The organism is Streptomyces sp. NPDC018833 (assembly GCF_044390825.1).
In the GTDB taxonomy this organism is placed as follows: domain Bacteria; phylum Actinomycetota; class Actinomycetes; order Streptomycetales; family Streptomycetaceae; genus Streptomyces.
Genome location: NZ_JBIRZM010000017.1, coordinates 81056 through 98117, shown reverse-complemented (window position 1 = coordinate 98117; position 17062 = coordinate 81056). Strand labels below are relative to the sequence as shown.

The following is a 17062-nucleotide window of genomic DNA, read 5'->3' as shown; positions in this document are numbered from 1 at the left end:
CCCCGGTGATCCGGACGGCGAGCCCGCTGCCCGCTCGTCGTTTCCGTCAATGTCATGGTCACTTGTTCTGGTCGCGGGGTGCAGTGGCCTTTGGTCCCCAGCCGGTGGGCCGGTCAGCCCCAAGGAGGGCGATCTGCCATGGGTGTCGCCGATGTCGTGGTCGTGATCCTGGCTGCTGTCCTGATCACCGGGCTGGGCTGGTTCTTCTTCGGCCCGCGCAAGGCCCGCACCGCGCAGCTGGAGGGCGGGGTGCAGCGGGTCGAGGTGATGGTGCGTGGCGGCTACAGCCCCAACGTCATCAAGGTCCGCCAGGGGGTGCCGGTGGAGCTTGTCTTCGACCGGCAGGAGAGCGGGGAGTGCACCTCCCGGGTCGTCTTCCCCGACCTGCGGGTCAGCGCCGGGCTTCCGGCATACTCACGCACCACCGTCCGCCTGCGCCCCGACAACGTCGGCTCCTTCGGCTTCGCCTGCGGCATGAACATGATCCACGGCACGCTGCTGGTCGAGCCCGCGGAAGGCCCCGACGTCGCGGAGGTCACCCCGGGCGGCGACAGCCGGGACACGGCTCCCGCCACCGCTGCGACGCGGCGAGGAGAGCGGGGCCGAGGCGGAGGCGGAGGCGGCCGAGGCACCCGCCGCAACGACTGCAAGGCATGGGAGGAATCCGGCGCGAAAGCCGCCGTTGGCAGGACGCTGACGATCGCCGACGGCGGCTACCCGGGCACCGGACTCGTCATCCCGCACCGCCGCGAGCGCGGCCAGAGCGAACTCCCGGACTGGAAGAGAAACACAGCCCGCCCGACAAGCTCACTCCCGCCCGAGTCCGCCGCGACTTCCGGCACCTCCGCCCCAAGGCCGCATGCCCCGCCGAAGCACCAAAATGCCTGTGCGGCGGCGCGGTCCCGGCGTGGGCGCGGGGTCATCGGATCGCGTGCCTCCGCCATCAGGACGGGCGTCCTCGCCTCCTTCGTCCTGCTCGGCGCGGCACCCTGCGCAAGATGCGCCAGAACCTGGGCTGGGCCATCGGCTACAACGCCCTCGCCCTGCCCATCGCCGCCGGCGTGTTCGAACCCGCCTTCGGCCTCGTCCTCCGGCCCGAGATCGCGGCCCTGTCCATGTCGGCTCCAGCGTCATCGTGGCCGTGAACGCACTCGCGCTGAAACGCCTGCGCCTGCCGGTCGCTCTTCCCGGCCCCGTTCCCGCCCCGCCGGCACCGCCCGCCGTCAGCGCCGACGGGCCCATCCGCCGAGCCGCCTGACCCGCACGGCGGCATCCGCCACGCAAGACATCGACGGCGACCGGACCGGCATCCTCGTCGGTCCGGCCACGTCTGGCAATCATTCACGCATCCGACAACGCGGAAACACGGGGATCCACCCCAACCGCCCTCCCAACCACGCTTACCCTCACGTGCCGGCCGACAGTTCGCGGCCGGCACGCGAGACGGCCGGCGATCAAGCTTGGTAGGCCACCAGCGCCATCATCCCGACCTCGCCGTGATACGCGTTGTGGCAGTGGAGCATCCACTGGCCGAGGTTGTCCGCGTCGAACTCCACCGACAGCGTCTTCTTCGGCAGCACGATCGCGGTGTCCTTGCGCGGGCCGCCGCCTACGAGCTGGTAGGTATGGCCGTGCAGGTGCATCGGGTGCCACATCTCCGTCGTGTTGACGAAGTCCAGCCGTACCCGCTGGCCCTCCTCGACGAGGAGGGGGTTCGCGGACGGGTCGTCCATGTCGAACGCCTTGCCGTTGATGGCCCAGTTGTACTTGTCCATGCCGCCGGTCAGCTCGATGCGGTGCACCCGGTCCGCCATCTCCGACGCGAGCCGGACGTCGTCCGCGGCCTTCAGCTGGGAGGCGGTCAGGATGCTGCCGTCGAGTTCCTTGGGCCGGACGGACGCCTGCGGCGCGCTGCCGGATCCGGTACGGACCAGGGCCATGCCGCCGGCGTCCTTGCCCTCCGCCAGGGCGACCAGCGGGAAGACGCCGTCGCCGAGGGTGACCACGACGTCGTAGCGCTCGCCCATGCCGATCAGCAGGGCATCGACCTGCTGGTGCTCGACGGGGAAGCCGTCGGTGTGGGTGATCGTCAGCTTGTGGCCGCCGAGCGTCACCCGGTACGCCGTGTCGCCGCCCGATCTGGCCGCCGAAGGCCCAGCTCCTGGCCATGACACCACCGCCCAGGTCGAGCATGGCGGGCGCGGCGGTCAGGGTCACGTTGCGCACCTTGCCGGTGCTGGGGCGCTTCTTCTCGGCTGCGGCGACCGCCGAGCCGGAGGGGCTCACAAGGGAAGACGTACTGCCGGAGCCGCTGCTGCAGGCGGCGAGCGCGCCCGCGCCCGCGACGCCGAGGCCGGCCAGCAGGACGGAGCGGCGGTTGATGCTGTTCATAGGGGTCTTCCTCAGTCTCTCTGTGCGCATGGGGGACGTGCGGAGACGGCTCCTCGGCATGAGAAAACTGCGAGGAGGCCGTTGGGCACGGCCTAGATGCGCAGCTGAGAGAGAAGGGACAGATCCGGGGGCGCCCGGCCCACCGCGCCGGCTGGCACCGCACCAGGGACGGCGGCGCCGTAAACGTGGAGATCCCCTGACACCGATGAGTCCGCCGGGGGCACGAGAGTGACCTCGTCGACGCTCGCCGGCGCGCAGTGCTGCATGCCCATGCCGGCACATGCCGCGCTCGCGGTGCCGTACGCGGCGGGTCCGGTAAGCGCGGCGGCCGCCGGCTCCGCGGCCGCGACTCTGTGCGCGTGCCCAGACATCTCCATGGCCAGCGATGCGGGATCGCCCGCCATCACCATGCCCCCGGGCATGACGTGCACGGCGGACGACGGTGACGGGGCCATGGTCGCGGCCATCGCCTCGTGGTGAATCAGTACGGCCAGCGCGGCGAACAGGGCGATGACAACAGCACGCGTCCAGCGGGCGACGCCACGAGGGGCGCGAGTCCGCGAGGCGAGAGCTACCTGTACCGCCATCACTTCACCGGGGCTTCCCGGAGGGGTAAAGGATGGATGAGGGGGACCTGTCGCAGGGCACGAAGAGCTCCGCGTATGAAGCGCCAAGATGTCTCGGGCACGGCGCGCCGGATTCGTGAGGTTCTCGGCCACATGAGGGACCTGCCTGCACTCCCGTCCCTGAACACCCGCACCCTCCACCACGTACTCAGGGCATCAGAGTGGTCACCCCGATACGGAGGCAGCAATGGGAAGTCCGGCCCTGACATGGTCTCTGTTGGCGGTCTCCGTGCTCGTCGCCATGGTGAGCCTGGCACGGCTGGCGGATGCCGACAGCAGAGAAGTCCGGTTCACCGCGGGAGGCGATCTGGTCATGGCCGGGGGCATGGCCGCCATGTTCCTGCCCGCTACCTCGGCGTCCTTCGGGGATCACGGCGTCTTGTGGGTGACGGCGTTCGCCGCCGTCGGTTTCGGCGGAATCGTGCTGTCCGTACATCACACACGGCGACACGGCTGGCGCCACGGCCGGCACTGGGCACACCACATCATCGGCAGCGCCGCCATGGTGATCATGACGCTTGCCATGCCCGGCAGCACCTCCGGGCCCGTTCTCGCCCTGGGCACGTCTGGGCACGGTCACGGTCATGGAGCAGCGAGCACGGAAGGTTCCCCGGAAGCGACGGACGCGGCCGGAATGGCGGGGATGGACCATTCCATGACGGGGATGTCAGGTCATGGCCATTCGGGGATGGCTGGTCACGACATGGCCTCCACCGGCACCCAGGCAGCAGCGTCCTCCGGCTTCGCCTCGGTCTGGCGTCTGGTCCTGGTCGGACTCGCCGTGTACTTCGTACTCTCGATCGCCGCGTCCCTGTGGACGCGCTTCCGCAGCGCCGACCGGTCCACCGCGGCAGCAGGCCGCCGCAGTGGCCGAACCCGCTGGATGCACCACGTTCTGGCCCTGCCCGACGCGGTGGTCGTGTTCATCGCGTCGCTGGCCATCTCTGTGTGGGACCGGACCCGGCTGAGGAGCGAGACGCACCGTTCCCACGCGGCTACGGGCGGCCGACGCCGTCGACGGGCGCCGGGCACCTCACCCGGTGCGGCACTGCTGGCCCACATCGGCATGGGCAGCACGATGTCCGCGATGCTGGTCATGATGGCCGCCTAACGGGCGGGCCGGCCGTCAGCCTGGCCTCCGGGCAGGGACCGCCGTCCCACCCCCGAGGTCCTTTGCCATCTCCTTCACCCAGCCCGCATGACCGTGCGGCAGCCGACCACCTGCGACTTGCCGACGCTGCTCTCGACACAGTCGGCGGCACCGGCTCTTCAGACGGGTTTCCTCCGTGGATGCATTCGCGACGACTCCGGGTCCCGGCCGTGGCGAGTGAGAGCCCGGAGCACCCCGTCATCCGATGGTGATCTCCGATTCGACCGGAACGACGGCCGACTGGTTCGGGTACCGCTCGTCGTAGCGCCGGACCTTCCACAGCACGACGGCGCCGGTCCACGTGACGAGGAAGGTGACGACGATGGCGTTCAGGTCGATGCCGCTGAGCAGCTTCCACGGCTGGCGGCTGTCCACCCCGAGCCGTTCGGCAACGGAGCCAGGGCAGGGCGAGGCGCGATCGGGCGCCTGCTCCTCCTCCTGCTGCTCACTCTTGGTCTGATGCACCTCCTTGCCCACGCGGGCAGCACCGACACCGGCCACAGGGGCGAACCCGCCGCCCATGTACACGCACAGCAACAGGCGCAGGCCGTGCTCGGCGCTTCGGCTCCCCCAGCGGTGACGGCTTCCCTGGAGGAGGAGCATCACGGCTTCGAGGGGGCGGCCGAATTCGGCCTGTGCCACCGTTCTCGGCTGCTGCGCATGGCTGGCAGCCGGCCGGCGAGGGATCCGCGGACGCGCTGTCGCCCTGCGCAACTCGCTGGTGAGGCGCCTCTGCGCACAACGTTCCGGCCTCCGTCGGCCTCTGCCACCGGCTCGTGCGGGAACCATCACCCGGTTGGCCATTCTGCGGATCTAGGCCGTCGGCACCGTGCGCAGGCGGTGCGGTCTCCGTCCGAGCGGAGCGCGGTGCTCCACCGACTTCGGTGGTGCCGTGTTCCCGGCTCACGCGGAGCGTCCGCACGCCCCTGCACCCGAGAAGCGACGTAAATCCTGCCACGTAAGCCCCGGCGGTCCGGTCGCGTGACTCCGCGTGCCGGCCCACCGCGAAAGGCCCCCTTCGTCTGTCGGCTCCCGGCGGACCGGCCCCGGCCGGTACCGGTCGCTGCGGGTGCGGGTCGCTGCGGGTGCGGGTCGCCCGTCCTCAAGGTAGGGGCCAGCGGGGCGGGCACCATTCGGGGCCCGCCCCTGGACCTGAGGGCCCATTGGTCAGACAGTGGCGGGCTGCGGCTCGGGGGCGGGAGCCTTCAGGCGGCCGGTACTGTGCAGGCCGTACAGGGCGGCCCCGCAGGCGAGGCCGAGCACGGTAAGGGAGATCCACGGCAGTGCGGGCATTCCGGCGGCGCGGGCCGCGTCGAGTGCGGCGCCGGTGAGGAGGTTGCCGAGGGTGATGCCGATGCCGCAAATCGTGTTGTAGAGCCCGTAGTGGGTGGCGACGAGCCGGTCGCCGGAGAGGCGGACGATGGTGTCCATCTCGAACGGGTACGCGATCATCGTGCCGAGGGCCAGCAGCAGCGCGGCGAGCGTCGGCGGCACCGCGGCCAGCAGCCACAGCCCCACGCCGGATGCTGGTACGGGCACGGCGGTCGCGAGCAGAAGTGGCACGAACGCCAGACCCATCAGCGCCAGGCCCCGCACGAGTGCCTGGCCGGGCTCGTAGCGAGCCTTGCACCAGGCGGTCACGCGTGTCTGGCCGAGGATGGTGCTCAGTCCGGAGACCGCGAAGAGCATCGCCACAGCGGCCGTGCCGAACTCCCCGTCGCCGCCGAGTCGTCGCACTTCCAGGGGCAGGGACAGGTAGACCTGGAAGGTGAGGACGTACGAGCCGATCATGGCTGCGGAGAAGAGCAGGAACGGCCGGTTGGCGAGGATGCCCCGCCACTGGGCGAGCACGCTCTCGCGGTCCCCACCCCGCTCCTTCCCCGCGTCCTTGCGCCGGGCAGGAAGGGCCCGGAACTGCACGACGGACAGCAGCGCGAAGATCCCGGCCGCCGCCAGGCAGGTGATGCGGAAGTCCACGCCGGTGAGCACCATCCCCACCAGCGGTCCGAGCAGGATCCCGGCCTGATAGAAGACGTTGAACAGCGCGAACGCCTCCACCCGGCGCTCCCCCGCGTCCGCGGCGAGATAGGCGCGTACGGCCGGGTTGAACAGTGCGCCGGCCAGTCCGGTGGCCGCCGAGGCGGCGAGCAGGGCCGGCAGCGAGTCCACCAGGCCGAGCGTGGCGAAGCCGACGGTGCGCAGGACGCACCCGGCCACGATCATTGGCTTGTATCCGAGCCGGTCGGCGAGCGTGCCTCCGACGAGGAACATGCCCTGCTGGCTGAAGTTGCGAACGCCCAGGACGAGTCCGACGATCCAGCCGGCCAGTCCCAGGGTGCCGGAGAGGTGGGCGGCCAGATAGGGCATCAGCATGTAGAAGCCGAGGTTGATGGTGAACTGATTCACCATCAACAACTGCACGCTGCCCTCGTAGGAGCGCACCTGCGTGTACAGCCCCTTCACCGGTCCCCCTCCGGCGCGTCGGGCTTGGTGCTCGGGATGTCCCCGGGCTCCCCGAGGCCCTTGGCGACCTCCTTCGGCGTGTCCTGGAGGGTGAGGGGGTCGACCACGGTGGTGCACCGTGTCCAGCAGGAGACCTCCTTCTCGTCCAGGCGGCCGATCAGCTCCGGCTCCGGAGATGGAGGTGAGTCCAGCAGTCCGTGGGCAGCGCAGTAGTCGTCGTCGTACACCGTCCCCAGGTAGCGCTGCGGGCCGTCGGGGAAGATCGCCACGATGCGGGCGTCCGCGGGCATCGTCCGGGCCAGCCAGCCGGCCACCAGGGCGACCGCCCCCACGCTCCATCCTCCGGTGGCGTAGTGCGAGGCGGCGAGTTGCCGACAGGTCCACACCGCCTCGTGCGGGGCCACCCAGTGCACCTCGGAGAAGTTCTCGTAGGCGACGTTGCGGGGGTAGATGCTGGAGCCGAGTCCGCGCATCAGGCGGGGCCGGGCGGGCTGGCCGAAGATCGTCGAACCCGTGGTGTCCACGCCGATGACCGTCAGGTCGGGGTACAGCTGGCGCAGCACCCGGGAGACGCCCGCGGAGTGGCCGCCGGTGCCGACGCTGCACACCAGTACGTCTATGTGCCCCATTTCGGAGGCGAGTTCGAGGGCCAGTGGGGTGTAGGCGGCGACGTTGTCCGGGTTGTTGTACTGGTCCGGGCACCAGGAGTCCGGGTGCCGCTCCAGCAGCCGCTGCACGCGCTCACGGCGGGCCTGCTGCCAGCCGCCGGTCGGGTGGGGCTCGGAGACGACGTTGACCTGGGCGCCGTAGGCGGTCAGCAGCCGGGTCATGGACAGCTCCAGTCCCGGGTCGGTGACCAGGGTGACCGGGTGGCCGTACACCATGCCGGCCAGCGCCAGTCCCAGGCCCAGGGTTCCGCTGGTGGACTCAATGATCCGTCCGCCGGGCCGCAGATCGCCGCGGGCCCGGGCCCGCTCGACCATGTGGAGCCCCGGACGGTCCTTGATGCCGCCGGGGTTGAAGCCCTCGAGCTTCGCCCAGAAGCCGCGTCCGGCCGGGGCCAGCGGCTCCGAGACCCGCAGCAGGGGCGTGTTCCCCACCAGTTGCGACAGCGCGGACTGGCCAGAGGGGGAGGTGGTCTTCTGCAAAGACGTCAGTGACTGCATGTTGTCGCTCTCGCTCGATGAATGCACAGGGCGGGATTCATCACGCGCGCACCACGACGACCGGCGCGGATCGCAGATCCGTCCGTGCTCGGTACCGTCTGGCGCGCGGCAGCCCGCGATGCCGGCTGCGGGCGAGAGATCTAGATGCGCAACCGGGCCGTACGGGTGAGTTGCGTCCGGCCGTTGCCTGGCAGGCGCCGTCTGCCCCTCCCACGAAGAGCCGAGGAATGTCCGAGGGCCACGGCCCCCGCGGCAAGTGGCGTCAGGACATCCGCGCCCGGGGATGGCTGCTCCGGTGCCTCGGCCGCCGTACGAACGACCGCTTCATGCACGCACTCCTCAGCACCGTGCGGCGGATGCGGAGTATGCGGCCCGTGCTGCTGTGCCTCCGCCAGCGTCACCTCTGACGCTGCGACGGCGCTGGGCGTGAGCCCGTGCGGCTCCTCGTCCGTTCCGTGCCCGTGTCCGACGGCGCACACGACGATCGCCACCAGCAGGACGCCCCGGATCAGGGAGCCGAGCCGGCGCGGCCATGGTGAGCCGGCCGAGATGCGCCGTGCGGACAACGGCACGCGGAAATATGACGGCACAGGTCCTCCGTGCGGCCGTCACCTCCCGGTGGTACCGAGAGGGCAGCATGCATGGGTGGGGGTAGGACGGCGTGAAGTGAATGCGACCTGGATTCCCATCGTGTGGACGGAATCCGGATCTCGCCGTGCAGGTCAGGCGAACCGGTGAAAACCGGAAGGCTGGATGGAGGAATCCCAGCTCTCTAGACCTGCTGCACTACGGCGGTTCTCAGGGCCGCGAATGACGGAACATCAGAGAAGCCGAATCCGGGCTTGCCTCGCTCTGCGAGGGCATGTACCGAGGTGGCGGATTCGCGAACGGATGCTGCAAAGCAGGGCAACGCTACGATCGAACCGTGCGGCAGCTGCCCAGATGCGCAGTGGTGACCCGAATGTGACGGCCCGTGACCGTCGTGGTGGTCATCCGCTGCCGCCATCCGGTGCGGGGACTGGTCCTTCGCGCCCTCGCGGGCCTCCATGTCCGGCAGCGCCCCAGATGATGTCACACTGGTCGGCATGTGACCCTTGGCACTCTCGGCGTACACGCTGTGCGTGATCACGACGCCGAGGAGCAGCACGGCCATGGCCAGCACGCGCAGCAACGACCCCGGAACCATGCTGGTCCAGGGTATGCGCCGGGGCGACCGAGCCGTAACCATGCCGTGATCCTAGCGGCTCCTCAGCGGTGATCGACCAACTCCTAAGAGACACCGGGTGAACGAGCCAGCAAATGGCTTGATTGCTGTGGCGATCGCGCCCGGACTCATCATGGCTACCCTCCTGCCGCCGGTCTCCCAGGGCGTGGCGAGCCCCGACATCCGCGTGAGCGCCGGTGACGGACAGAGCTGTGGCGAACCCGAGCACACCATCAGCATCCATCAAGCGGAATCATCATCCGAGGGTTGGCCATCGACCGCCGGCTTCGCCGCTCGACGTGTCCGTAACGTGCGCCTGAACGCCGATGAAGCGGGACGTCACGCTTTCTCATGACCGAAGAAGCGGCGGGCGGTCGACGATCGAACAGTCCCTGTGGGCGACATGCGTGGGCCCGTGACTGCGCGGCACCCAGGACGAGGCACCCCTCAACCCGCGCCATCTACGCCGGCGCCCTGCGTTGCAGCGGGTGACGCGGATACAACCCGCGCCGGGTGACAATGCGGCTCCGCTCGAAATCAGGAACATGCGACGCCTGGACACGCGCCAAGCGAGAAGTCCCGGGTGTGTTGGCCTTGCTTGCAGCGCCCTTGTTCGCCTCCACGCCCCAGGCACCGTAACCGCGCGGCGACTGCGACCGCAGACGCTTCGCCGATCCCTGCCGAACCTGGCCCGAGCTCCCCCGCCCCTTCGGAAAGCCAGCATCACCACTTACCCCCGGGGTATGTAGCTTCGTGACCGTTGGCCACGGACGCGGGCCACGCCACCGCAGGGATGGGGAGGGAAGGTCATGGACACAGCGCTCACCACACCGGCACCCCGCACGACCGCGCCATGCACGAAAGCCATGGTCACGCCGACCACACGGCGTCTGCGTCTCACTCACGCGCCCCACGGTAATGAGTGGAAGGACCCCCTGCGGCCAGGGGGTCGTCCTGGACGGCCCGTTGCCGCCTTCCACCGTCCGGTCCGTGAAGGTCGTGTGGAGCACCGGTGGGGCCCTGCGGCCGGGAGGTGCGGTTCCGGTGGATTTCTCAGGGCGTCGCTGTGGAGACGACGTACACCCAGGGCTTGGCGGGTTCGGTCAGATCGACCGTGATGTCCTGCGTGGGGCGCGGGTCCTTGTTCGGGTGCGTGGTGCCCGCCCAGGCACGGTTCTTCAGGCCGAAGTTCCAGCCGACGACCTCGCTGTCGCGGTCGCCGATGGTGACCTTGCCGTCCTGGAGGGCGGCCCGGCTGGTGCCGACATCCTTCAGGAAGGCGTCGAGACCGTCGGAGGTCGTGCGGAACTGCACGTACAGGCGGCTGGTCTTCCAGTTGCTGGTCTCGTAGTAGCCGACGCGCCAGGAGCCCTCGGGGATCGGCACCTCGAAGACGCGGCGCTTCATCAGCGAGGGCCACTTGTCGCGCAGGCCGGTGGCCGAGGACTCGGCCTCCTTGTCCCGGCCGCTGGCGCGGCTCTGCTCGGCGGAGATCACCAGATAGCCGGCCGGGATGCCGACGAGGAGCACGATGGTGATCGCGGTGAGCCAGCGGCGCACGAGCATGTGCCGTCTGCCCTCGGGGACCGGCGGAGTGGGCTGTCGGGTCGGCGTGGTGATGGTGGTCATGTCGGAGGTTCCTGGGTGGGACGGACGGAGCTCGGACTGCGCAGGGCCTGCGCGTAGCGCTCGTATCGTTCATGGCGCTCCACCCGGCGGCGGTTGGTCCGGCGGAAGCGGCGTGCGACCAGGCGGGCCAGGTCGGCCGCACCGACCATACCCGCCTCCGGACCGAGCTCGGCCTTGGCGATGCGTGCCTCAGGCCGGTAGCCGCGGCCCGTGAGGTGGCGGCGGAAGGCGTCCCGGGCGGGCCCGATGAGCAGGTCGTCGGCGGCGCTGACACCACCGCCGATCACGAAGCAGGAGGGGTCGAGGGCGGCGGCGAGATTGGCGATGCCGACGCCGAGCCACTGGCCGATGTCCTGGAACAGTTCGACGCACATGGCGTCGCCCTCGCGGGCCAGTTCGGTGATCAGCGGTCCGGTGATGTCGTGGACGCTGCCGCCGACCCGGTCGATGATGTTGTACGCCACCGGGGAGTCGGCCGCGGCCAGCTCCCGGGCCTCGCGCACCAGCGCGTTCCCTGAGCTGTACTGCTCCCAGCAGCCGCGGTTCCCGCAAGCGCAGCGGTGTCCGCCGGGCACGACCTGCATATGGCCGAACTCGCCCGCCACCCCGTACTTGCCCCGCTTGAGCTGGCCGTCCTCCAGGATCGCGCCGCCGATTCCGGTGCCGAGGGTGATCATCACGAGGTGGTCCTCACCGCGGCCCGCGCCGAAGCGCCACTCGGCCCAGGCGGCGGTGTTGGCGTCGTTGTCCACGAGGACCGGGACGGCGAGACGGGCCGAGAGCGCGTCGCGCAGGGGCTCGTTGCGCCAGGCGAGATGGGGTGCGAAGAGGACCTTGGAGCGGTCGGCGTCGACCCAGCCGGCGGCGCCGATCCCGACCGCGTGCACATCGTGGCGGTCGGAGAGGTCGAGGACCAGCTCGCAGATGGTGTCCTCGACGACCTGGGGACTCTTGGACTTGTCCGGGGTCTCGGTACGGACCTTCTCCAGGATGACGCCGTCGGCGTCGACCACTCCGGCCATCACCTTGGTGCCGCCGATGTCGATGCCGACGGTGGGCACCCGGGGCGCGGTGAGGTGGGAGCGCCGCTCTCGCGTTCCGACGGTCTTGAGGACGGTGGCGCGGGCGGACCCTCGGTTCGCAAAGTCGCGGTACGTGCTCATGTCCCTACGGGTGTCGGGGGGTGTGGCCGCCGGTGACGGCCCGGTGGTGGGCGGTGCCCGCCGGGGCCGATTCTGCCATCCGGCGGGCCGGTGGGTGAGCCGCTGCCCGGCGCTAGGCGGTGGCGTCCTTGGGGGCGCCGTCCCCGAGACGGGCGGGCGCCGGTGCCCGTTCCAGCTCGTGGCGGAGGTCCTCCAGCTCGCTGCCGCCCGCCATCTGGCGGGTGAGTTCGTCGAGCGTGACCGAGTCCTTTGTGTGGCTCCCCGCCATGATGCCGCGCTTGAGCAGCACGAAACGGTCTCCGACGAGATACGCGTGATGCGGGTTGTGGGTGATGAGCACCACGCCGAGCCCTGCGTCCCGTGCCGCGGCCACGTATTTCAGCACCACACCGGACTGCTTCACCCCGAGAGCAGCGGTCGGCTCGTCCAGCACCAGCACCTTGGCACCGAAGTAGACGGCGCGGGCGATGGCCACGCACTGGCGCTCGCCGCCGGAGAGCGTGCCGATCGGCTGGTCGACGTCCCGCAGGTCGATGCCCATGCGCAGCAGCTCGGACCGGGTGGTCTCGCGCATCGTCCGCACGTCGAGGCGCTTGAACGGGCCGGTGCCCTTCGTCGGCTCGGAGCCCAGGAAGAAGTTGCGCCACACCGGCATCAGCGGGACGACCGCCAGGTCCTGGTAGACGGTGGCGATGCCGCGGTCCAGCGCCTCCCGCGGGGAGTTCAGGGTGGTGACCTCGCCCTCGATCGAGAAGGTGCCGGCGTCGTGCCGGTGCAGGCCAGCGATGACCTTGATGAGGGTCGACTTGCCCGCGCCGTTGTCGCCGAGCACACAGGTGATCTCGCCCGCGTGGACCTGGAGGGAGACGCCTTCGAGGGCGCGGATGTTGCCGTAGTACTTGCTGATGTCGTCGAGCTCCACCAGTGCGCTCATGAGGTCGCCTCCGCACGCTTGCGCACCCATGCGTTGAGCAGGGTGGCCAGAAGGAGCATCGCTCCGAGGAAGAACTTGAACCAGTCCGGATTCCACTCGGCGTAGACGATGCCCTTGCTCGTCATGCCGAAGATGAACGCGCCGACCGCCGATCCGATCGCGGAGCCGTAGCCGCCGGTGATCAGGCAGCCTCCGATGACGGCCGCGATGATGTACGTCAGCTCGTTGCCGACGCCTTCGCCGGACTGCACGACGTCAAACGAGAACAACAGGTGCTGGCCGGAGACCCAGGCGGCGAAGGCGACGCCCGTGTACAGACCGATCTTGGTCCGGTTGACCGGGACGCCGACCGCTCGGGCCGCGTCCGCGCCGCCGCCCACCGCGAAGATCCAGTTACCGAACCGGGTGCGCAGCAGGATCCAGGTGGCGAGCGCGATCAGTACGAACCACCACAGGACGGTGACCTTGAGCGTCACGTCGCCGAGCGTGAGCTCGGAGGCGAAGAGCTTCCTGGCGGAGGCGAAGCCCTCCATGTCGGCGATCGACTTCGTCGACACGGTGCCGCTGATCAGCTTGGTGAAGCCCAGGTTGAGACCGGTGAGCATCAGGAAGGTACCGAGCGTGATGATGAAGCTCGGCAGTTTCGTCCGGGTCAGCATGAGGCCGTTGAACGCGCCTATGGCGAGCGTGACGAGCAGCGAGACCCCCACGCCCACCCAGACGTTCGCGGTCATCTGGTAGCTGAACATCGATGAGACGAGCGCCGAGCTGGTGACCAGGACACCGGCGGACAGGTCGAACTCTCCGCCGATCATCAGCAGCGCGACCGGCACGGCCATGATGCCGAGCGTCGACGCGGCGTACAGGACGGTCGAGAAGCTGGACGCCTTCAGGAACGAGTCGGCGAAGAAGGAGAAGAAGACGAAGACGGCGACGGCGCCGACGACCGAGCCCAGCTCCGGCCGGCCCATCAGCTTGCGCAGCGGGGAGGTGCGCAGCAGCCGCTCATCGGTCTCCTGCGATGCCCTGCCGGGTGTGGCAGGTGGTGCGGTCGCGCTCATCGGGTCCCCCGATCCGTGTATTCCGCGAGCTCGTCGGCGTCCTTCTCGGTGATGATCTGCGGCCCGGTCAGCACGGGCCGGCCGCCGCCGAGGACGTCCGCGTTGTACTTGTACAGCCACAGCAGGTCGACGGCCTCGTAGCCCTGGAGGTAGGGCTGCTGGTCCACGGCGAAGCCCAGGGTGCCGTCCTTCAGGCCGGCCGCGACCTTGGGGTTGAGGTCGAAGGTGCCGACCTCGGCCTCGGACCCGGCGCTCTTCCTCGCCTGGACCGCGGCGTCCGCGAACGGCGCGCCGAGCGTGACGACCGAGTCGATGGACCGGTCGGCCTGCAGCTTGGCCTCGATCGACGCCTGGACGTCGGGCATGTTGGTGCCGTCGACGTACAGGTTCTGCATCCGGCCGCCGAAGGTCTTCTTCGCCCCGGCGCAGCGCTGCTCGTGGCCGACGTTGCCCTGCTCGTGCAGGACGCACAACGCCTTCTTCCGCCCGCGCGCGTCGAGCTCGTCGCCGACGGCCTCGCCGGCGACGGACTCGTCCTGCCCGATGTGGGTGAGGGCGCCGAAGTCCTTGGACTGCTCGGAGCCGGAGTTCACCGTGATCACCGGAATGCCGGCCTTGCGGGCCTTGGCGACGACGGCCTTCATGGCGTCGGGCTTGGCGAGGGTGACGATGAGCGCGTCGACCTTCTTGGAGATGTACGAGTCGACGAGCTGCGCCTGCTGCTGGCCCTCGTCGTTGTGGGCGTAGAGGAAGTTGATGTCGTCCTTGGCGGCCGCTTCCTCGGCGCCGCTCTGGACGATGTCCCAGAAGGTGTCGCCGTCGCCCGAGTGGGTCACCATGGCGAAGGTCCAGCGCGGGGTGGTGACCGCCGCCTCGCCGCGGGCGTTCTGCGCGGCCTTGCGGGCGTCCTCGGCGCGCTTGCCGCCGGTGCTGCTGCACCCCACGAGGCTCGCTCCCAGTACCGCTGCCAGCACCGCGCCCAGTGCGCGTACCCCTGTCCTTGCCCGTGCCACGACGCCGTGCCCTTCTTGCCGTACTCGCTGTGCTGCCCTGTGCGGCCGGGGGTCGCAGCGACCTGCCCCGGCCGCCCAAGTATCAGTCACACCTGGTCGCGGGGCGGTCATCGGGTGCGCCGCCGGTGCCCCGGCCACGAGGACGGGGGACACCGCGGATGCCCGGGCGACGAGGGCGGGACACGCCGCGGAGGGCGGCCGGGTCCGCACCGGGCACGCCGCGGGTGCCCGGGCCAGGAGGGCGGGACACGCCGCGGAGGGCGGCGGGGCGAGGGCGGCGTGCGTCATCGGGTGCCGTCTGCGGTGAGCTTCTCCAGCGCCGGGACGTCCTTCTCGGTGACGAGCGCGGGACCGGTCAGGACGGGCTTGCCGCCACCGATGACATTGCGGTTGACCTTGTTGAGCCACAGCTCGTCGACGGCGAGGTAGCCCTGGAGGTAGGGCTGCTGGTCCACGGCGAACGCGATCTCCTTGGCCTTGAGGCTCTTGACCACGTCGGCGTTGAGATCGAACGTGTTGATCTCCGCGTCCGACCCCGCGCCGTCCTTGGCCTTCACGGAGGCGGCCGCGAAGGGCGCCCCGAGGGTGACGACGGCGTCGATGTCCTTGGCGCTCTGCAGTTTCGCCTCGATGGACGAGGTGGTGGCGGGCATGTTGGTGCCTTCGACGTTCAGGTTCTCCACCGTGCCCCGGAAGGTCTTCTTCACCCCGGCGCAGCGCGCTTCGAGCGAGACGTTGCCCTGTTCGTGGATCACGCAGAGCGCCTTCTTGCGTCCACGCTCGTTCAGCTCCTCGCCGACCGCCTCGCCGGCGACCGACTCGTCCTGGCCGATGTGGCTGAGTGCCCCGAGGCCCTGGGAGAACTCCGCGCCCGAGTTGATGGTGACGACGGGGATACCGGCGGCGACGGCCTTCTTGACGACGTCACTCATGGCCTCGGGCTTGGCGAGGGTGACGATGATGCCGTCGACCTTCTGGTCGATGTACGTCTGGACCAGCTGGGCCTGCTCCTTGCCCTCGGGGTTCGACGCGTAGAGGAACTGCACGTTGTCCTTGCGGGCGGCGACCTTCGCACCGCTTTGGACGATGTCCCAGAAGGTGTCGCCCTGGCCCGAGTGGGTCACCATGGCGATCTTCATCCTGGGAGTCCTCGCGGCCTCGCCGCCGCCTTCGGCGGCGGGCTTCTCGTTGCCTTCCTTGCCGCCGGAACTGCTGCATCCGGCGAGGACGGCCAGGGCGCTCGCGGCGAGCAGGGCTGTTGCCGTGCGGGTTGTGCGCATGTGGGTCCGCCTCCTTACCCCGCCGCCGGGTTGCGGCTGGATGAGTTTCTACGGCGGGCCCGCAAGCCAGTCAAGACTTTGTCCGAACATTCTTACGCGACGGTGGCTCACCGGGCAGTGTCTAGGAACGGACCAGGAGCTGGAATTCGAAGGCGTAGCGCGAGGCCCGGTAGAGGTGCGAGCCGAACTCGACCGCGCGACCCGTGTCGTCGAAGGTGGTGCGCTCCATCGTGAGCAACGGCGCCCCCGTCTCCTCGCCCAGCAGCTCGGCCTCCGCCGCGTCGGCCGCGCGGGCTCCGACGGACTGGCGGGCGCTGTGCAGGGTGATCCCGGCCGCGCGCATGATCCGGTACAGACCGGTCGACTCCAGCGCGGCGGTGTCGCAGTCGAGCAGCCCGGCGGGGAGGTGGTTGCGCAGCCGGGCCATCGGCTCCCCGTGGGCGTAGCGCAGCCGCTCGACGACCCGGACCTCGCTGCCCTCGGCGACGCCGAGCGCGGCGGCGACCGCGGCGCTCGCGGGCTCCACGGCGTTGTTCAGCACGACCGTGGCGGGCCGCTGTCCGGCCGCTTCCAGGTCGTCGTAGAGGCTGCTGAGCTCCAGCGGGCGCTTGACCTGGCTGTGCACGACCTGGGTGCCCACGCCGCGCCGGCGCACCAGCAGGCCCTTGTCGACCAGGGACTGGATGGCCTGGCGGACGGTGGGCCGGGACAGGCCGAGGCGGCCGGCGAGCTCGATCTCGTTGCCGAGGAGAGTGCCAGGGGTCAGCGCCCCCCTCTCGATGGCCGCTTCCAGCTGCTGGGAGAGCTGGAAGTAGAGCGGGACCGGGCTGGTGCGGTCGACGCTCAACTGGAGCGAGAGAGCCGGTTCCGTCTCGTGACTGGGCTGCTTGGGCACGTGGGGGAGCGTAGTCGCACGCCAAGTTGACGGGAAGTCGTGAGGTTCGGTTGTCAGGACAAACTCTTGACAGGCGGCGGCACCGCC

General features: G+C 70.0%; 14 protein-coding genes and 4 pseudogenes. 5 read left to right on the top strand and 13 right to left on the bottom strand.

Translation table 11 applies throughout. The features are described 5' to 3' along the window. Window positions 1–54 precede the first annotated feature (54 nt). The 3 genes and pseudogenes from ACH5AF_RS28530 to ACH5AF_RS28520 all read left to right on the top strand — a co-directional run. Window positions 55–444 (top strand): annotated as a pseudogene (locus tag ACH5AF_RS28530) (cupredoxin domain-containing protein); the annotation flags it as partial. A 192-nt stretch (window positions 445–636) separates the two neighbouring features. Continuing rightward, window positions 637–848 (top strand): annotated as a pseudogene (locus ACH5AF_RS28525) (IS5/IS1182 family transposase); the annotation flags it as partial. A 150-nt stretch (window positions 849–998) separates the two neighbouring features. Further along, window positions 999–1145 (top strand): hypothetical protein, encoded by a 147-nt coding sequence (locus ACH5AF_RS28520; RefSeq protein ID WP_398905611.1) that lies wholly within the window; start codon window positions 999–1001, stop codon window positions 1143–1145. 309 nt (window positions 1146–1454) lie between these two features. Here ACH5AF_RS28520 and ACH5AF_RS28515 read toward each other — a convergent pair. Beyond that, window positions 1455–2391 (bottom strand): annotated as a pseudogene (locus ACH5AF_RS28515) (multicopper oxidase family protein). A 92-nt stretch (window positions 2392–2483) separates the two neighbouring features. Next, on the bottom strand, window positions 2484–2978 hold the full coding sequence (locus ACH5AF_RS28510; RefSeq protein WP_398905477.1) for a hypothetical protein: 495 nt from the start codon (window positions 2976–2978) through the stop codon (window positions 2484–2486). Between the two features lie 199 nt (window positions 2979–3177). On the opposite strand from ACH5AF_RS28510, the pseudogene ACH5AF_RS28505 reads away from it, so the two are divergent. Continuing rightward, window positions 3178–4128: pseudogene (locus ACH5AF_RS28505) on the top strand (DUF5134 domain-containing protein); the annotation flags it as partial. Between the two features lie 237 nt (window positions 4129–4365). On the opposite strand, the gene ACH5AF_RS28500 reads toward ACH5AF_RS28505, so the two are convergent. The 4 genes from ACH5AF_RS28500 to ACH5AF_RS28485 all read right to left on the bottom strand — a co-directional run bounded on the left by ACH5AF_RS28500 (window position 4366) and on the right by ACH5AF_RS28485 (window position 8982). Beyond that, window positions 4366–4809 (bottom strand): hypothetical protein, encoded by a 444-nt coding sequence (locus tag ACH5AF_RS28500; RefSeq protein WP_398905475.1) that lies wholly within the window; start codon window positions 4807–4809, stop codon window positions 4366–4368. Window positions 4810–5334: 525 nt separating this feature from the next. Continuing rightward, entirely contained in the window at window positions 5335–6630 is a 1296-nt protein-coding gene (locus ACH5AF_RS28495; RefSeq protein WP_398905474.1) for an MFS transporter, read from the bottom strand. Further along, window positions 6627–7796, bottom strand: a complete 1170-nt coding sequence (locus tag ACH5AF_RS28490; protein ID WP_398905602.1) for a PLP-dependent cysteine synthase family protein — start codon at window positions 7794–7796, stop codon at window positions 6627–6629. Before ACH5AF_RS28490 ends, ACH5AF_RS28495 begins: the two co-directional genes overlap by 4 nt. 772 nt (window positions 7797–8568) lie before the next feature. Beyond that, window positions 8569–8982: a hypothetical protein gene (locus ACH5AF_RS28485; RefSeq protein ID WP_398905473.1), complete on the bottom strand. Its 414-nt coding sequence runs from the start codon at window positions 8980–8982 to the stop codon at window positions 8569–8571. Between the two features lie 97 nt (window positions 8983–9079). On the opposite strand from ACH5AF_RS28485, the gene ACH5AF_RS28480 reads away from it, so the two are divergent. Beyond that, on the top strand, window positions 9080–9355 hold the full coding sequence (locus ACH5AF_RS28480; RefSeq protein ID WP_398905472.1) for a hypothetical protein: 276 nt from the start codon (window positions 9080–9082) through the stop codon (window positions 9353–9355). A 698-nt stretch (window positions 9356–10053) separates the two neighbouring features. On the opposite strand, the gene ACH5AF_RS28475 is transcribed toward ACH5AF_RS28480, so the two are convergent. The 7 genes from ACH5AF_RS28475 to ACH5AF_RS28445 form a co-directional block, all read right to left on the bottom strand. Further along, on the bottom strand, window positions 10054–10629 hold the full coding sequence (locus ACH5AF_RS28475; RefSeq protein ID WP_398905470.1) for a hypothetical protein: 576 nt from the start codon (window positions 10627–10629) through the stop codon (window positions 10054–10056). Continuing rightward, the gene (locus ACH5AF_RS28470; RefSeq protein WP_398905469.1) at window positions 10626–11792 is read right to left on the bottom strand and encodes an ROK family glucokinase; all 1167 of its coding nucleotides are present in this window, start codon (window positions 11790–11792) and stop codon (window positions 10626–10628) included. The genes ACH5AF_RS28475 and ACH5AF_RS28470 overlap by 4 nt, the downstream gene beginning before the upstream one ends. A gap of 112 nt (window positions 11793–11904) precedes the next feature. Then, entirely contained in the window at window positions 11905–12726 is an 822-nt protein-coding gene (locus tag ACH5AF_RS28465; RefSeq protein ID WP_398905467.1) for an ATP-binding cassette domain-containing protein, read from the bottom strand. Continuing rightward, window positions 12723–13787 carry an ABC transporter permease gene (locus tag ACH5AF_RS28460; RefSeq protein ID WP_398905466.1) on the bottom strand — a complete coding sequence of 355 codons (1065 nt, stop codon included), beginning with the start codon at window positions 13785–13787 and terminating at the stop codon, window positions 12723–12725. The genes ACH5AF_RS28465 and ACH5AF_RS28460 overlap by 4 nt, the downstream gene beginning before the upstream one ends. Further along, complete coding sequence (locus ACH5AF_RS28455) at window positions 13784–14800, bottom strand: sugar ABC transporter substrate-binding protein (RefSeq protein WP_398905464.1); 1017 nt, start codon at window positions 14798–14800, stop codon at window positions 13784–13786. Before ACH5AF_RS28455 ends, ACH5AF_RS28460 begins: the two co-directional genes overlap by 4 nt. 284 nt (window positions 14801–15084) lie before the next feature. Continuing rightward, entirely contained in the window at window positions 15085–16080 is a 996-nt protein-coding gene (locus ACH5AF_RS28450; protein ID WP_398905462.1) for a sugar ABC transporter substrate-binding protein, read from the bottom strand. Between the two features lie 121 nt (window positions 16081–16201). Next, window positions 16202–16975: a GntR family transcriptional regulator gene (locus ACH5AF_RS28445; RefSeq protein WP_398905461.1), complete on the bottom strand. Its 774-nt coding sequence runs from the start codon at window positions 16973–16975 to the stop codon at window positions 16202–16204. Window positions 16976–17062: the final 87 nt, after the last annotated feature.